The following is a 16,130-nucleotide window of genomic DNA, read 5'->3' as shown; positions in this document are numbered from 1 at the left end:
ACGTGAAATGATGCAAAAAGTCCAGCGCTTCGGCAGCGCGATGTTTGTGCCTGTTTTATTATTTGCATTTTCCGGTATTATTGTCGGTCTGAGTACGCTGTTTAAAAATAAAACGCTGATGGGGCCGCTGGCTGATCCTGACGGGCTTTGGTATCAATGCTGGTACGTCATTGAACAGGGCGGCTGGACCGTCTTTAATCAAATGCCGCTCCTGTTTGCGATCGGCATACCTGTCGCTTTAGCGAAAAAAGCGCAGGCACGAGCCTGTTTGGAAGCGCTTACAGTTTATCTGACATTCAATTACTTTATCAATGCGATTCTGACGGTTTGGGGCGGGGCTTTTCATGTCGATATGACTCAGGAAGCCGGCGGAACGAGCGGGCTGACGATGATCGCCGGCATCAAAACGCTTGATACGAATATTATCGGCGCCATCTTTATTTCATCTATTGTCGTGTATTTGCACAATCGTTATTTTGATAAAAAACTGCCGGATTTTCTGGGGATTTTTCAAGGATCTTCATACATCGTTATCATTTCTTTCTTTATTATGATACCGATTTCACTTGCGGTGGCATACGTATGGCCGATGGTTCAGTCCGGAATCGGATCGCTGCAAAGTTTTCTCGTTTCTTCCGGGGCGATCGGCGTGTGGATTTACACGTTCCTGGAGCGGATTTTAATTCCGACCGGCCTGCATCATTTTATTTACTCGCCGTTTATTTACGGTCCGGCTGTGGCTGAAGGCGGTATCGTCACCTATTGGGCGCAGCATCTCGGGGAATACTCTCAAAGCGTCAAACCGCTGAAAGAATTGTTCCCGCAGGGGGGATTCGCGCTTCACGGCAACTCGAAAATCTTCGGCATTCCGGGAATCGCGCTCGCTTTTTACGTCACGGCTTCAAAGGAAAAGAAAAAAATCGTCGCCGGCCTTTTGATTCCGGTCACCTTAACGTCCATTGTGGCGGGAATTACAGAGCCGATTGAATTTACATTCCTTTTTATCTCGCCGTTTTTATTTGCGGTTCATGCTTTGCTTGCCGCTTCCATGGCAACCGTCATGTATATGGCCGGCGTCGTCGGAAATATGGGAGGCGGTTTGATCGAAGCTGCGACCTTGAACTGGATCCCGCTGGCGTCAAGCCATGGCTTGACGTATGTATACCAGATCATCATCGGGTTGTGTTTTACCGCTATTTACTTTTTCGTCTTCCGTTTCCTCATTCTCAAATTCAACATCGCCACACCGGGCAGAGAAAAAGAGGAAGGACAGGAAACAAAGCTCTATTCGAAAAAGGAGTACAGAGAACGGAAGCAAGCTTCAAAAGAAACAGCGGCGGCAGACGAAACACAGCGGGATACAGCCGCTTTGTATATTGAAGCGCTGGGCGGAAAAGACAATATTACGGAGGTCACCAACTGCGCCACCCGTCTCCGCGTCACTGTCGCTGATGAATCAAAGGTCAAAAGTGACGCCGATTTCAGAGAGCTGGGAGCCCACGGCGTCGTCAGAAAAGGCAGGGCGCTTCAGGTCATTGTCGGATTAGGCGTTCCGCAAATGCGGGAGCGTGTCGAGAAAATATTGAACGGTTAAAATACTGCAGCAGCAGACTATGTGCAGAATGGGAAGAGCGCTTGTTAATCCGGCGCTCTTTTTATGTTTTGAAGAAATGTATGAATTTGTCATACCTTTGCCACCTGTACATGCAGGAGTGAAAACGAAAGACTTCTGTGGTGTTCGGTGTTTTAAACAGCAATTCAAAAATAGGAGGCAAGACAATGACAAACTATACGACTTTCTTAGGACTTTACAAACCCGATAAAGCTGAAGGGATTGAAGTTGAAAGCATTGCTCAAAACTTTGAAGCGATTGACAGCAAAATCGGTGCAGCCCTTAGTGATGGCACGTCAACTTATGAAAACTTAAACGAAAGACTTAACATGTATGAAAACAGGTTTGACAATGTTACAGAGCGGAACGTTATGGACTTTGGAGCTAAAGGTGACGGCGTAACAGATGATACGCAGGCATTTCATGATGCCATGGCCGACGGAGGTTATGTCGTAACAGTTCCCGCGGGTGTATTCAGAACATCGGGATTGTTCGTTCCGTCAAATACAATGCTTGTCGGAGCAGGCAAGAAAAGAACGGTCATTAAATTATTAGACGAAACACCGGTCGGTCATTCTGTTCTGACCAACAGTGATTATACGAACGGTAATGAAAATATTTACGTCGGCCATCTCACGCTTGACTGGAACAAGGATACGCGTCCTGCCGGCTGGAAGATTCCGAAAGGTCCCACATCAAGCTGTTTGCTTTTTGCGAATGTTGACTATTCTTTTGTTGAGCATGTGTTTGCGAAGAACGCCGGCCTGCACGGCTTTGATTCCACGAGCCCGAACTATAACAGACATGGAGAAAAAGATGATCCAACTTATTATCAGCCCGACGGCTGTAACTTTGTAACGTTTTCACATTGTGAAGCAACAGGGTCCGGGGATGATAACTTTACTTGTCACTTTGGATTCCACACTACTTTCAGCCACTGTGTTTCTTATCACCCGATGGGAAATGGGAATGGCACGTCAAATTCAAATTGCTTTGAGATCGATGACGGTTCTCAAGATGTATTTGTAGATAGCTGTGTTGCAATTGGCGGTGCACGCGGTTTTGAAATTAAGGCGCATGACTATGCACCGGCGGCTAAACGAGTTCAACTGGCTAATTGCCGTGCTTACGAAAATGCGATCGGTTTTTGCATTAGACATATTGGCCATCATTTATCGGCTGAGCCGACATCAAAAACTGCCCATGATGTTCAATTAGTAAATTGTCAGGCAACAAATCCTAAACAAAATTCTATATATAAAGGCGTCGGAGCGAGTGCGTTGGTTGTTTCGGGCTATGATTCAGTTAATATAGTGAATTTCCAAGCTATTTGTGAAGATCGTTCATACGATTACAGCAATGACACGATCATTATGATTTATTACAAAGGGCGGTATGTCAATCTGAAGAATATCACGATCCGCGGGTTCCGCTCCGCTGCTCATGATCTGTATGTTCTTGGCGGAGAAAATGCGGTAGGAAAGTGCATGATTGACGGCGTTTTTCTAGTTGATGGCGGCACGACGGGACTTACTTTTGGCGGAGGCGTTGATAATTGTACAGTGAGCAATGTATACGGGCATAGATTGGGAGCCAGCAGCGGAACGGTCGGACTCTATTCTTCGGGTCCGGATCTGAATATATCGAATATTGATTTTCAAGGATATGAAACAACATTTCATGTAGGCGGTAAAAAAACACCGTATGAGTTGTTTAAACATAAAGGATCTTCTGTTATGGCATCTAAAGATTCCCATGTTACAGGAACTAATGGCTTTGTCATCGGTACTGTCCGGGGACAGGCTGCAGGAGGTTCTCAATCTGGAGTAATCGGTTCATATAATACGATTAACCCAAATGCGAACTCAACTGTATGGGGCTGGGGTTCCGGCAGCACTCCGTCATCAGCCAACAGAAAGATTGAGCTTCACGCAAAAGAAGGAACCATTAAGGCCACGGGAGGCGTAACAGGTTCCTCGACATTCTCTGACTACGCCGAGTATTTTGAGAGCCTGAGCGGGGAAAAGATTCCGACGGGAACACTTGTCACACTTGAAGGTGATAAGATCAGGCAGGCTGAAAAAGGTGACCTCATGCTTGGGGTCATTTCGGAGACCGCCGGAGTGATTCTTGGTGAGTCGAGTTTTCACTGGTCGGGACGATACGTAAAGAATGAATTTGGCGGCTATGTTTATGAAGAACAGAAAGATGCGAACGGCCATACGGTCATGGCGCCAAAAGAAAATCCGGACTTTCGGCCTGAAGAAGACTACGTTTCAAGAGAAGAGAGAGACGAGTGGAACATTGTCGGACTCATCGGCCAGGTATATGTCAGATGCGATGAGACTGTGAAAGCGGGAGATTTTATTCACGCTCATAACGGGATTGCAACAAAATCTGATGCTCCAAACCAGCGTTGGCAGGTCATGAAAGTGATCAATGAGTTTGATGCTGATAAAGGATTCGGGGTCGCTCTCGTTTTCATTCGTTAAATGAAATGACACGGTATGGATGATCATCTGACTAGCGGACGTCTTTTAAAGGCTCCGCTAGTCATTTTAAAATAAAAGGCTCCGGTTCAGGAGCTGGTAAAAAGAAAAGGTAAGACAGCCTCCATATATCTGCACCCCTCATCCCTTCATTTTTATCTTCAATCATTTTACACAAAGTATATAATAAAAGTGCGGTTTCAAGGGTTAATCCTTTATTCATTTAAGACAAACAAATAAAATAAATATACATACATATTGAACAAAGGATTTGGAGGCTTACACATGTCAAAGGCTTTATCATATGTAAAACCGTATTCTCTTTTGGCGGGAATCGCTCTGTTTTTCATGCTCATCGAGCTTGCGGTAGAGCTGATACAGCCCCTGCTGATCGGGAAAATCATTGACGAAGGAATTTTAAAGCAGGATCTCGGTACGGTTTGGCTGTGGGGCGGCGTGATGATCGGACTGACCGCTGTTTCATTCGCATCGGGCATTTTAAATTCATTCTACTCCGCCCACATCAGCCAGAGCTATGCGTATGATACGCGAAAAGGGATTTTTCAAAAAATTCAATCCTTCTCTTATTCGACGTTTGCGCAATTCTCATCCACATCGTTTATCACCCGGCTGACAAACGATGTGACACAGGTCCAAAATATGCTTTTCATGAGTCTCCGGTTTATGCTTCGTGCGCCGTTAATGATCGCGGGCGGCATTATTCTCTCGCTGACCGTCAATGCGAAACTCGGGTTTTTTCTGCTGATCACGGTGCCGATTTTGCTTTTGTTTTTGCTGTGGGTGCTGAAAAGAGGCGGCGCGCTGTTTCGGTCTGTGCAAAAGCGGCTTGATCAGGTCAACACGATCATGCAGGAAAACCTGACGGCGATCAAACTGATTAAAGCGCTCCTCCGTGCAAACCACGAAGTGAAACGTTTTTTGAAATCGAATACGAAGCTGATGGAAAAAACGGTCTCCGCTTTTCGTCTCGTGGAAGCGGCGATGCCGATTTTAATGCTGCTGATGAACATTTGTATTTTGTTTATCTTATGGTTCGGCGCCAAAAGCATTGCTCAGGGCGGAGCGCAGGTCGGCGATGTCGTTTCCGTCATTAACTATGCGACGCGGATTACAGGCGCGCTGTCCGTCCTTCCTTTTCTCATCATGGTATTTTCCCGGGCGAAGGCTTCCGGGGAAAGAATCGGCGAGGTGCTGGAAACAGAAGGCGGCGAGGGAACGGGGCAGGACCCGGCACGGGCGCTTGCAGGCGGGATTGAGTTTCGCGAAGTGTCCTTCCGCTATCCGGGCATGGAAAAAGACGCGCTGCATCAAGTGTCCTTTTCTGCCAGCCCGAAAGAAACGGTTGCCATTATGGGCGCGACAGGCTCAGGAAAATCAACGCTTTTTCAGCTGATTCCGCGTCTGTACACGGCTGATTCGGGCAGTATTTTCATAGACGGCAAACCGATCGGTGAATTCTCCGCTTGCGGCCTGCGCAGGGAAATCGGCTATGTTCCGCAGGAAGTGCTTCTGTTTTCGGGCACCATCCGTGAAAATATCGCCTGGGGGCGGGAGGATGCTTCACTAGATGAAGTAATGGAAGCGGCCAAAGACGCGCAAATCCATGAAACGATTATGAAGCTGTCAAACGGATACAACACGGTGCTGGGACAGCGGGGCGTCAATTTGTCAGGCGGGCAGAAGCAGCGGATTTCCATCGCGCGCGCTTTTATCAGAAAGCCGTCCCTCCTGCTGTTAGATGACAGTACGAGCGCGCTCGATCTTCAGACGGAAGCAAAGCTTTTACAAGCGATCAGATCCTATGAATGCACGACACTGATTATTACGCAGAAAATAACGACTGCGATGAAGGCTGACACCATCTTATTGCTTGAAGACGGCGAACTGCTGGCCAAAGGCACGCACAAAGAGCTGATGGCACAGTCTCATCTGTACCGGCAGATTTATGAATCACAATTCGGAAAGGAGGGAGCTGACAATGCAAAAAGACATTCGTAAACCTTTCCGATATCCGAAAATACCGCTCAAATCAAATGAAGGCGGCAGAAAACGCGCGAAAGCAAAAGATACAAAAGGCACGCTGCGCAGAATCTGGTCTTATGTAGCCGAGAAAAAAGGGCTTTTAACCCTTGTGATCATCATGGTAGTCATAAGCGCCATATTCGGCCTGCTCGGACCGTTCGTCATCGGGAAAGCGATTGATCATTTTATCGTCGGACAGACGACAGACGGATTGGCGGGGGTGCTGTTCATGCTGTTTGTGATTTACCTCGTGCAATCATTGTCCTTATGGTTTCAAAACTATTGGATGATCAATATCTCGCAAAGCACCGTGTTTAAAATGCGGAGCGAGCTGTTTACCCATCTGCATGAGCTGCCGATTCCGTTTTTTGATAAACAGCGGCTCGGGGACTTAATGAGCCGGGTCACCAATGATATCGAAAATGTCAGCTCCACTTTAAATACATCCGTCATTCAAGTGCTGTCGAGCGTCATTACATTCGTCGGCACAATCGCCGTCATGCTGTACATGAGTCCGCTTTTAACATTGATCACGCTTTTGATTATTCCGATCATGCTTTTGAGCATTAAATGGATCACCAACCGGACGGGACTGCTGTTTAAACAGCAGCAGAAAAACCTCGGCGAGCTGAACGGTTTTATTGAAGAGTCGATATCAGGGGCGAAGGTCATTAAAGCCTATTCGAGGGAAGACCGCGTCATGGAACAATTTTTAGAAAAAAACGCGGCGTTACAATCATCGGGTTTTTGGGCGCAGACAATTTCGGGATTCATTCCGAAAGTCATGAACTCTTTAAACAATTTAAGCTTTACGATTATAGCGGCGGTCGGCGGGCTGTTTGCGCTGAAGGGATGGATTTCAATCGGTGCCATCGTCGTATTCGCCGAATACTCGCGGCAGTTCACGCGCCCTTTAAATGATTTAGCCAATCAGTTCAATACGATGTTATCGGCCATCGCCGGGGCTGAACGGGTGTTTGACGTGCTGGATGAAAAAGAGGAGCGGGAAGATGAAGAGCATGCGCTGTACCAGCCGATCAAAACGGGAGAAATTGAATTCCGAGATGTCTCCTTCGGCTATCAGGAAGACAGCCTGATCTTAAAACACCTGTCCTTCAGCGTTCCGAAAGGACAGTCAATCGCCTTCGTCGGACCGACCGGAGCGGGTAAAACAACCGTTACGAGCCTGATCGCCCGTTTTTACGAGCCGAATAACGGAAAAATCCTCATTGACGGAACGGACATCAAAAAACTGACGAGATCCAGTCTGAGAAAAAACATGGGGTTTGTCCTGCAGGATTCCTTTCTCTTTCAGGGCACCATCAGGGAAAATATCCGTTACGGCCGTCTGGACGCATCTGATCAAGAGGTGGAGGCAGCCGCAAAAGCCGCCAATGCCCACGGATTCATCGAACGGCTCCCGAAAGGCTACGATACCGTCCTTACCCAAAACGGCGCGGGCATCAGCCAAGGACAAAAACAGCTTATTTCCATCGCGAGAGCTGTGCTGGCGGACCCGGTGCTGCTCATTTTGGATGAAGCGACGAGCAACATTGATACGGTGACGGAAGTGAAAATACAAGAAGCGCTCGGCCGTTTAATGGCGGGCAGAACAAGCGTCATCATCGCTCACAGGCTGAACACGATTCAAAAAGCCGATCAGATTCTTGTACTGAAAGACGGCGAAATGGCTGAAAAAGGGACCCATGCCGAACTTCTCAGCCAGAACGGGTTTTACCAAGAATTATATGAAAGCCAGTTCCGGGAATCATAGATAGGGAAAAAGACCTCCGACAGAGTGCGGAGGTCTTTTTTTCGCGAAGGCAAATAGTACTTTTAAGTTATTTTCGTTAAATGTAACAAAATTACTTGACGTAAATAAGTTATGTATATATACTAGCTTACATAAAGTAAGTGATAATAATTTTCAAGGAGGATTTTATGAATAAATCATTCGAAACAGGAACACTGCTTTTAAGGGTTGTAACAGGTATTATCTTTTTTGTTCACGGTTTATCCAAGTTTCAAGGGTTGGAAGGAACTGCGCAATTTTTCCAGAGCATCGGGATTCCGGCCTTTATGGTCTATGTCATCGCGACGATTGAGCTTGTCGGCGGGGTTCTGATCTTTTTCGGTTTGGCAACGCGCATTATCGGCGTTCTGTTTGCCGTCACATTAGTCGGCGCCATTTTCACGGCGAAGCTTTCCTCACCATTTATGGGCGGATCGGAATTTGATTTCATCTTACTGGTTGCGTCAATTCACTTAGCGCTTTCAGGAAGCCGTCTGCTTTCATTGGATCAGCTCCTTTTCAAATCAAAAAAGGGAGAAACTTTTTCAGCATAAGAAAGAAGGCGTTCAAATGACCGGCATTCATCAAGATACGGCAATCGGTTATGTCAAATTGACCATTAAAAATATGGAACGCTCGCTCGGCTTTTACCGGAATGTAATCGGCTTTCAAGTCATCTCGCAGACAGATCGTTCAGCAAGACTGTCAGCAGACGGAAAACGCGTTCTGCTGGTGCTTGAAGAAAATCCAAGCGCCGTCGTTCTGCCGGAGCGGTCTGTCACCGGCCTGTACCATTTCGCGATACTTCTGCCTGACCGGAAAGAACTCGGCATCGCATTGGCCAGGCTGATTGAAAACGGTATCGCGCTCGGTCAGGGGGATCACGCGGTCAGTGAGGCTCTTTACCTGTCTGATCCGGACGGCAACGGTATTGAAATATACGCCGATCGTCCCAGCAGCACGTGGCGCCGGGATGCAGAGGGCAATTATGTCATGCAAACGGCGCCCGTCGATGTGGACGGGCTTTTGGAAGAAGCCGGAGCTGAACGGAAAAGCCGTCTCCCAGAAGGAACTGTTATCGGCCACATCCATCTTCATGTGACGGACTTACAGGAAGCCAAAGCGTTTTACACCGATATTCTCGGTTTTGACATTGTCGGCAATTACGCGGGCATGTCCGCTCTGTTTGTTTCGGCGGGAGGGTATCACCATCACATCGGTCTGAATATATGGGCCGGAAAACATGCGCCGCCGAAACCGGGAAATGCAAGCGGGCTGGATTATTACACCATCGCGCTGCCGCATCAAAAAGAGCTGTCACGTGTGACAAAAGCGCTGACCGATGCCGGCTTTGAGATCGAAGAAAAAGAAGAGGGCGTATTCGTCAAAGACCCTGTATCAGGGGCGGATATCGCATTTACACTGTAAGAAACACCCTTGCCGTCTAACCGGCAAGGGTTTTTATTTTTCTGAAGTTTTCTTGAAAAGGCTCGGGAAAGAACGTCTGTGACTTAAGAGAGCGAACATCTCAGTGAGGCGCAAAAATGACGCGGAGAGCCCGCCATCGCCGGCTCGAGCTCAGGGCATCCGCTGGATTGAAAACTGTATCCGTTCAGCAGATCGGGGTGCTGTATGGGCAGACTTTGAATAGAAAAAGGGAAAAGCCGCATCCGGACACAAGATGCGGCTTTTCACACAATTTACAATTGTGTGAAAAATGTCCAAAACAATTGTGCCTCCTGATTCTTCCTGATATGATAAGCCGAAAAAGGAGAACCTGAACAAATGAACTCAAATGCAGCACAGACGGAACAGTCTATGAAACATAACGGAAACCGGATGACGGTCAAGGACTTTATCATTCTTGCCAAACCGGGGATTATCATCTCAAATTCACTCGCCGCATTGGGCGGATTTTGGATCGCATGGCTTCAGTCGGAAAGGACGGGCGGAGGGCCCGGTATATTTGCCGCCATGGCGGTTGCTATGATCGGAACGGCGTTAGTCATGGCATCAAGCACTGTTTTTAATAACTTCTTTGACCGCGGCATGGACGCAAAGATGGCGCGAACCCGCACCCGCGCAAGCGTCACGGGAAGAATACCGCCGCCGGTCATGATCCTGTACGGCACATGTCTCGGCGCATGCGGATTCATCCTGCTTGCTTCGCTTAATGTACTGACCGCCGTTCTTGGGCTGCTTGCCTTTTTGCTGTATGCCGTCGTTTATACGCTTTGGTTTAAAAGACAATCCGTCTGGAGCACATTTGTCGGCAGCTTTCCGGGGGCGGCTCCGCCTTTAATCGGTTATTGCGCGCTGACCGGGTACATTGATATGCCCGCGATTTTGTTATACGCGATTATGTTTTTGTGGCAGCCGCCGCATTTCTGGGCGATCGGAATCAGGCGAAAGGAAGAGTATCGTGCCGCCGGCATTCCGCTTTTGCCGATCATAAAAGGCAATCGCGTCACAAAAATAAAAATGCTGCGCTATATCGCCGTTCTGACTGCGGTTTCGCTGCTCGTTCCTCTTTATATAGACGTCAGCCCGTTTTATACCGCGTCCGCTCTCCTGCTCGGAGCCATCTGGCTGTACCGGAGCGTCAAAGGCTTTCAGGCGGCGGATGACACGCAATGGTCGAAGGGGATGTTTTTTTATTCGATTGTGTATTTCAGTCTGCTTTTTCTTATTTTAATGGCTGATTCGTTTATCAATGCGGTTCTCAGAACGTAAACAGGCGGCCTGCAGATACAGAGCCGCCCCGTTTTGTTTATGCTTTTTTGATGAGAGCCAAAATATCTTCAAGCCAGGAAATATAATTCCGTTCCCGCTCAAGCGCTTTTGTCAGTACGAGATAATGGCCGAAATCAGGAGAAGAAAAAGAATCCGCCTCCGCGGACGATGTCATCAGTTCTTGATAACTGTTTTCCAGATCGGACAATTTCTCCTTCCGCTTTACGAGCTGATCGGTGAATAGTTCATCCGCTTCTTCCTGCGTCAAAGCTGAGATGAAATAAGCCTTCAGCATAAATTCATCCTTCACCGTTTCCGGAATCGGGTCTTTTTTCGTCAGCCAGGCAGCAAGCTCCAGCTCTCCCTTGCCAGTCAGCGTGTACATTTTTTTCTCAAGCTTCGTTCCTTGAATCGCAGTGCGAAACGTAATAAATCCCTCAGCCGTCAGTTTTTTTAATTCCGGATAAATCTGGCTGTGCTTTGCGCTCCAAAACTGGCCGAGCTCTTCCTTAAAATAGCTCGATATATCATATCCGCTCAATTCGCCTTTTCGCAAAAGCCCTAAAATCGCGTACTTTAAAATTCTCATGTTGTCCTCCAAGCCCATTCATTTGACAGCTAGTATACCATACCGCCGCTCAAAAACGCAGAAGTGCCGGATGCTTGTCATTGAATCTGCGGCGGCAAAATCAGCGAAAATATGCAGAAAGGGGTTATCGAAACGGCAGCAGTACCGGAAAAAGCCTTTCTCATGTCTTTGCCTCATTCATATGACAACATGATATAATCATTGTAAAAATTAATAAATACTGGGAGGGACATATGAAGACGGTGATTGTGTATGCAAACCCGGATGAGAACAGTTTCAATGCGGCTCTCGTAAAATACGTCGTCATGGCTTTAAAGGACAGCGGCCAAAGCTATACGGTCATTGACTTATACGCCGACCAATTTGATCCCGTGCTGAAGTACGGCGGCGAAAAAAAGCGCTCTGACATGAACCGGGACGCTGAAACGAAGAAATACCGGAAACTGATGAAAGAAGCGGATCATCTCATTTTCATCTACCCGCTGTGGTGGGGAGGCGTTCCGGCGATTATGAAAGGCTTTTTTGACAGAGTGCTTGTCGCCGGAGAAGCCTACACATATGAAAACGGCCGCGTAAAAGGACTGCTCCGGGCAGAGACGGCACAGGTCTTTTATACGGCGGATTCCCCGGGCTGGTACTTAAAGTGGTTCCGGAAAAACTCGGACTGGATTACGCTGAAAAAAGGCATTCTGCAATTTTGCGGCATTCAAAAAGCCGAGCGGAACCTTTTTTCTGTCGTCAAAACGAGCACACCCGAGCTGCGGGAAAAATGGCTGCGCCAAGCATACGCTAAAGTCCGGCGCGCTTGTGAAAAAGGAGCGGCCGCATGCAGATAAAAGAAATTTTCGTGATTCGCTGCCTGTCCTGTTTAAGTGTCGTTCTGCTTCACGTTGTTTCAATGGTGCTGATGATTCAGGAAGAGTCCTTAGCCAGTGCCGCCCATACGGTTGATGCTTTTCGGACCCTGTTGATGTTCAGTACGCCGGCGTTTATCTTTATTTCGGAATTTCTGCTTGCCAGGTCATACCCGGGAGGCGTTCCCGCGGGTTTTTTAAAGAAAAGGGGCAAAGTCATTTTCGTGCCGTTTCTGTTTATTGCCGCGGTGGATGCCATTTTAATGAAAAGCGTGGCGGAAGAAGGAGCCGGATTCATTTCAGTGATCGGTAAATTTTTAGAAAATGTGTTTTTAGGAAACTTCATCGGCTACTTCATTCTTGTGATCTTTCAATTTTACATTCTCCATATGCTGCTGCACCGCTGGCTGAACAACACATCTCCCGTGTGGGTGCTGTCTGTTTCATTTATCATCAACGCTGTCTATCTGGCTTACTTTTCCATCTTTCATCCGCCGGCATCATCGGGGCTTGATTCTATTTTTCCGTTCTTTTGGGTTCCGTTTCCGGGCTGGGTGTTTTATTTCTGTCTGGCATTTTATTGCGGAAAGGAATATCCGCGTTTTTTAGCGCTCATCAATCAGTACCGTTATGCGGTTTACTTCAGTGCGGCCGTATCGGCAATATTGATTGTGGCCGTTTCATATATCAGCGGCGGCTCCATTTCCTCTAAGCGTCCGGATATTATGATTTACGCGGTCAGTATGATCTTTCTGTGTTTTCATCTGTTTTCAAAGCTCAAAAAAGTGCCCGCGATTGTGATGATGATCAGCAACTATTCGTTTTCAATCTATCTGCTGCACTCCTACTTTTTAATCAGCGGATATCTTCTGGAAGGCTATTTGCGGTCAATGTCTTTGCCAGCTGCCATCCTTCTTTTATTTTTGATCTGCACGCTCGGTCCCATTTTCGTATCTTGGGTGTGCAACCATTTCAGATACGGATACCTGTTTGTCGGGAAAGTGTATCAGCCGAAGCAGACCAAAAGAAATACGGCGGCGCATCAAGGCCGCACAGTCTGAAAAAAAGGCGGCGTTTCGGCCGCCTTTTTGATACGGGTCCGATTTATCAAGTTGTACATCCTGCAAACAAAGCCCCCGCCTGCGGCCGTTTTGACGGATGCATTTATGACAAAATAACGCCATCGATTTTCTCCCTTGTGAAGACCGATATAATGTATACTTATAGGAAATACTTTCAAAAAAAGTGAAAAAGAGAAAAACTGTGAGCTTGGATGAACGACTAAAAAGGAGCGGGGACATTATGAATGACTGTGTCAAAACATTCGGAGAACTTCCGGCCGAACTTTATTCCTTTGCGGGGGGAAAAGGAAGCATTCTCTCTAAAATGTATCAAAGCGGGTATCCTGTGCCTGAAGGGTTTGTGATTTTGCCGTCAGCCTTTCAGGACGGACAGCTCCGCCATCAGGCGAGAAAGGCTATTGATCAATATGTGAATTCCATCCGCAGCCGCCATGCATCTGCGTTGTTTGCCGTACGCTCATCCGCGCTGAGCGAGGATTCCGCTCAGGCTTCCTTTGCCGGAGAATTCGATACGGTGTTGAATGTCAAAACAGATCAAGACATGTCCAGGGCGATTGATGAAGTCCGCCGATCGGCACAGTCAGAAAGGGTAAAAGCGTACAGCGCCGTTCAGGGAATGGAAGATGAGCATGAAATCGCAATCGTCATCCAGCTGATGATACCGTCTGAGATATCCGGAGTGCTGTTTACCGCAGATCCGATTACGGGGAGCAGGCGGGAGATGACAGGCAATTACGTCTACGGTCTCGGGGAGCAGCTCGTTTCCGGGGAAGCCGATGCCTATTCTTTTAAACTGGCACGGCCCAAGAAAAAATATGACGGCCCCGCAGAATTTCGCAAATATGCGTCAACGCTCTATAAACTGGCGAAAAAGCTGGAAAAAGATCTCGGAGGGCCGCAGGATATTGAATGGGCCGCCGCGGGCGGGACATTGTATATTCTTCAATCCCGCCCGATTACGACCTTACAAGCCGGAAATCTGGAAACCTATGAATGGAATGATTCTTTCAGCGGTGATTTTTTATGGACAAACACAAATATAGGAGAAGCGATTCCCGATGTGATGACGCCGCTGACATGGTCGCTCCTCCGGAATCTGGATGAAGAGTCGGGCATCATTCCGGGTTATTATGTCTGGTCCGGCAATATTTGCGGCAGAGCCTATAACAATATGAGCCAGCCTCTTTCCGTTCTCGCCGCTTTCGGCCTGAATCCGAAAGGCGGTAAAATAGGAAAAATGATGAGCGATACATTGGGAGAAATCCCGGCGGAAATGAAGATTCCTTTATATCCGTTCTCAAAGTATGAACTTTTGAAGATCATCTCGAAAAAACTGAAACCGTATCTGTCGAAAATGAAGCACGCGAAAAAAAACATGTCCTCCTATTTGGACGAATCGCCGGAGTGGTGCCGGAATATTGAGGAAAAGCTGAAACGTGCCGAAACGGAGCGGGCATTATTAGCGATATGGAACAATGAGATCTATCCGTATTTATGCAACGCGTGGTTTGCGTTAATATCCGGCGGGCGTGATTCTGCGCAATCCTCTTCGTCATTAACCTCTCAATTAACAAAACTCGCAGGAATAGAAGATGCGAATCTCCTGCTTTCCAATCTGAGGGGAAAAGGCGGACTGGCCAGCCTGGAGCCGATTATCGGCATTGATCAAGTCATAAAAGGCCGTATGAGCGAGGAAGAATATCTCAGGAACCAAGGCCACCGAGGCCCGCATGAATACGAACTTTCCATACCGCATCCGGGAGAAAACCGGGATTGGCTGACGAAGCAGATCAAAGAACACAAGGAGTCGGGTATTGATGCCGAACAACTGCTTTTGAAACAGCAGCGGGCGCATGAACAGGCCTTCCGAAGATTTGAAGAAAAGTTTCCTCATAAGGTCAAATGGCTCAAAGCCAAAATGGAAAAAGCGTCAGAATACGCGAATATTAGAGAAACAACCAGATCCGAATTTGTCAGGGTGTACCGGACAGCCAGAGCATTCGCGCTCAGAGCGGCGGAAATGACCGGCATGAAGGACGACATTTTCTTCTTGTATCTGCATGAAATAACCGATCTGCTCGCGGGGAAAGAGCCGGCGGTTGCGTCGATTCAAGCGAGAAAGCAAAACTATGAAACCTATAAAAAACTGCCGCCGTTCCCATCCGTTATTAACGGAAGATTCAATCCGTTTAAATGGGCTGAGGAGCCTGACAGAAGAGCGGATTATTACGATGCTTTTATGCCTGCGGAAACTGATGATGCGCATACTTTAAAAGGTTTCGCGGGAGCGGCCGGGAGAGTGGAGGGCATTGTCCGTGTCCTTGATGCTCCGGAAGACGGGGATTCTTTTGCGGCGGGGGAAATTTTAGTGACTTCGACAACCAATGTAGGCTGGACCCCGCTTTTTCCGAGAGCGGCTGCCATCATAACGGACGTCGGCGCCCCTCTGTCCCACGCGGCGATCGTCGCCCGGGAACTTGGGATTCCTGCCGTTGTAGGGTGCGGAAATGCAACGTCAAAACTGAAAACGGGGGACAGGGTGGCCGTTGACGGCGGGCAAGGCATCGTCCAGCTGGAACCGCGGCAGACTCCGGCCACTTCTGAAGAGGAAAATGGTAAACTGATAGAATAAAATCATGGGAAAGGAGCCGCGCATGAATAAAGCAGTTATTAACGGGGAGGAAATCAGAAGTATGAGCGACCTGCATCAGACATTGAAAAAGGAACTTGCCCTTCCTGAATACTACGGTGAAAACCTTGACGCTTTATGGGATTGTCTGACCGGCTGGGTGGAATACCCCCTCGTTTTAGAATGGAGCCAGTTTGAACAAAGCAAGCAGCTTACAGAAAATGGCGCCGAGAGTGTGCTTCAGGTCTTTCGTGAAGCGAAAGCGGAAGGCTGCGACATCACCATCATACTTTCATAATACGATCAG

The 16,130-nt window shown here is 47.8% G+C and carries 12 protein-coding genes; 11 read left to right on the top strand and 1 reads right to left on the bottom strand.

Annotation, left to right across the window (positions count from 1 at the left end; genetic code table 11):
* Positions 1-7 precede the first annotated feature (7 nt).
* The 7 genes from K3G25_RS18595 (at position 8) to cyoE (ending at position 10,669) form a co-directional block, all read left to right on the top strand.
* Positions 8-1,594, top strand: a complete 1,587-nt coding sequence (locus K3G25_RS18595; protein ID WP_029974000.1) for an alpha-glucoside-specific PTS transporter subunit IIBC — start codon at positions 8-10, stop codon at positions 1,592-1,594.
* Between the two features lie 185 nt (positions 1,595-1,779).
* A complete protein-coding gene (locus K3G25_RS18590) occupies positions 1,780-4,104 on the top strand; it encodes a peptidase G2 autoproteolytic cleavage domain-containing protein (protein ID WP_021493854.1) in 2,325 nt (774 codons plus the stop codon).
* Positions 4,105-4,386: 282 nt separating this feature from the next.
* The gene (locus K3G25_RS18585; protein WP_021493853.1) at positions 4,387-6,120 is read left to right on the top strand and encodes an ABC transporter ATP-binding protein; all 1,734 of its coding nucleotides are present in this window, start codon (positions 4,387-4,389) and stop codon (positions 6,118-6,120) included.
* A complete protein-coding gene (locus K3G25_RS18580; protein ID WP_021493852.1) occupies positions 6,101-7,918 on the top strand; it encodes an ABC transporter ATP-binding protein in 1,818 nt (605 codons plus the stop codon). Before K3G25_RS18585 ends, K3G25_RS18580 begins: the two co-directional genes overlap by 20 nt.
* 167 nt (positions 7,919-8,085) lie before the next feature.
* Entirely contained in the window at positions 8,086-8,490 is a 405-nt protein-coding gene (locus tag K3G25_RS18575) for a DoxX family oxidoreductase CatD (RefSeq protein ID WP_012117101.1), read from the top strand.
* A 16-nt stretch (positions 8,491-8,506) separates the two neighbouring features.
* Positions 8,507-9,364 (top strand): catechol 2,3-dioxygenase, encoded by an 858-nt coding sequence (locus K3G25_RS18570; RefSeq protein ID WP_021493851.1) that lies wholly within the window; start codon positions 8,507-8,509, stop codon positions 9,362-9,364.
* A gap of 357 nt (positions 9,365-9,721) precedes the next feature.
* Positions 9,722-10,669, top strand: a complete 948-nt coding sequence (gene cyoE, locus K3G25_RS18565) for a heme o synthase (RefSeq protein WP_021493850.1) — start codon at positions 9,722-9,724, stop codon at positions 10,667-10,669.
* Positions 10,670-10,706: 37 nt separating this feature from the next.
* Here the strand turns inward: cyoE and K3G25_RS18560 are convergent, their stop codons facing one another.
* Positions 10,707-11,258 carry a PadR family transcriptional regulator gene (locus K3G25_RS18560; RefSeq protein ID WP_014417225.1) on the bottom strand — a complete coding sequence of 184 codons (552 nt, stop codon included), beginning with the start codon at positions 11,256-11,258 and terminating at the stop codon, positions 10,707-10,709.
* Between the two features lie 233 nt (positions 11,259-11,491).
* Between K3G25_RS18560 and K3G25_RS18555 the strand changes: the two genes are divergently transcribed.
* From K3G25_RS18555 to K3G25_RS18540, 4 genes are all read left to right on the top strand, one after another.
* Positions 11,492-12,094: an NAD(P)H-dependent oxidoreductase gene (locus K3G25_RS18555; RefSeq protein ID WP_007408540.1), complete on the top strand. Its 603-nt coding sequence runs from the start codon at positions 11,492-11,494 to the stop codon at positions 12,092-12,094.
* The gene (locus K3G25_RS18550) at positions 12,085-13,173 is read left to right on the top strand and encodes an acyltransferase family protein (RefSeq protein WP_021493848.1); all 1,089 of its coding nucleotides are present in this window, start codon (positions 12,085-12,087) and stop codon (positions 13,171-13,173) included. Before K3G25_RS18555 ends, K3G25_RS18550 begins: the two co-directional genes overlap by 10 nt.
* A 241-nt stretch (positions 13,174-13,414) precedes the next feature.
* Positions 13,415-15,826, top strand: coding sequence for a PEP/pyruvate-binding domain-containing protein (locus K3G25_RS18545; protein WP_232489461.1), 2,412 nt, complete (start codon positions 13,415-13,417; stop codon positions 15,824-15,826).
* Positions 15,827-15,848: 22 nt separating this feature from the next.
* Positions 15,849-16,121: a ribonuclease inhibitor Barstar gene (locus K3G25_RS18540; RefSeq protein ID WP_031304057.1), complete on the top strand. Its 273-nt coding sequence runs from the start codon at positions 15,849-15,851 to the stop codon at positions 16,119-16,121.
* Positions 16,122-16,130 lie beyond the last annotated feature (9 nt).

Source organism: Bacillus sp. FCW2 (assembly GCF_021228595.1).
Classification (GTDB): Bacteria; Bacillota; Bacilli; order Bacillales; family Bacillaceae; genus Bacillus; species Bacillus velezensis.
Note: the sequence above shows the minus strand (reverse complement) of the source record. Positions and strands in the feature narration are given on the sequence as shown.

Coding starts and splice junctions, on each gene's coding strand:
- K3G25_RS18595 (WP_029974000.1), top strand. CDS start 8: ATGATGCAAAAAGTCCAGCGCTTCGGCAGCGCGATGTTTGTGCCTGTT.
- K3G25_RS18590 (WP_021493854.1), top strand. CDS start 1,780: ATGACAAACTATACGACTTTCTTAGGACTTTACAAACCCGATAAAGCT.
- K3G25_RS18585 (WP_021493853.1), top strand. CDS start 4,387: ATGTCAAAGGCTTTATCATATGTAAAACCGTATTCTCTTTTGGCGGGA.
- K3G25_RS18580 (WP_021493852.1), top strand. CDS start 6,101: ATGCAAAAAGACATTCGTAAACCTTTCCGATATCCGAAAATACCGCTC.
- K3G25_RS18575 (WP_012117101.1), top strand. CDS start 8,086: ATGAATAAATCATTCGAAACAGGAACACTGCTTTTAAGGGTTGTAACA.
- K3G25_RS18570 (WP_021493851.1), top strand. CDS start 8,507: ATGACCGGCATTCATCAAGATACGGCAATCGGTTATGTCAAATTGACC.
- cyoE (WP_021493850.1), top strand. CDS start 9,722: ATGAACTCAAATGCAGCACAGACGGAACAGTCTATGAAACATAACGGA.
- K3G25_RS18560 (WP_014417225.1), bottom strand. CDS start 11,258: ATGAGAATTTTAAAGTACGCGATTTTAGGGCTTTTGCGAAAAGGCGAA.
- K3G25_RS18555 (WP_007408540.1), top strand. CDS start 11,492: ATGAAGACGGTGATTGTGTATGCAAACCCGGATGAGAACAGTTTCAAT.
- K3G25_RS18550 (WP_021493848.1), top strand. CDS start 12,085: ATGCAGATAAAAGAAATTTTCGTGATTCGCTGCCTGTCCTGTTTAAGT.
- K3G25_RS18545 (WP_232489461.1), top strand. CDS start 13,415: ATGAATGACTGTGTCAAAACATTCGGAGAACTTCCGGCCGAACTTTAT.
- K3G25_RS18540 (WP_031304057.1), top strand. CDS start 15,849: ATGAATAAAGCAGTTATTAACGGGGAGGAAATCAGAAGTATGAGCGAC.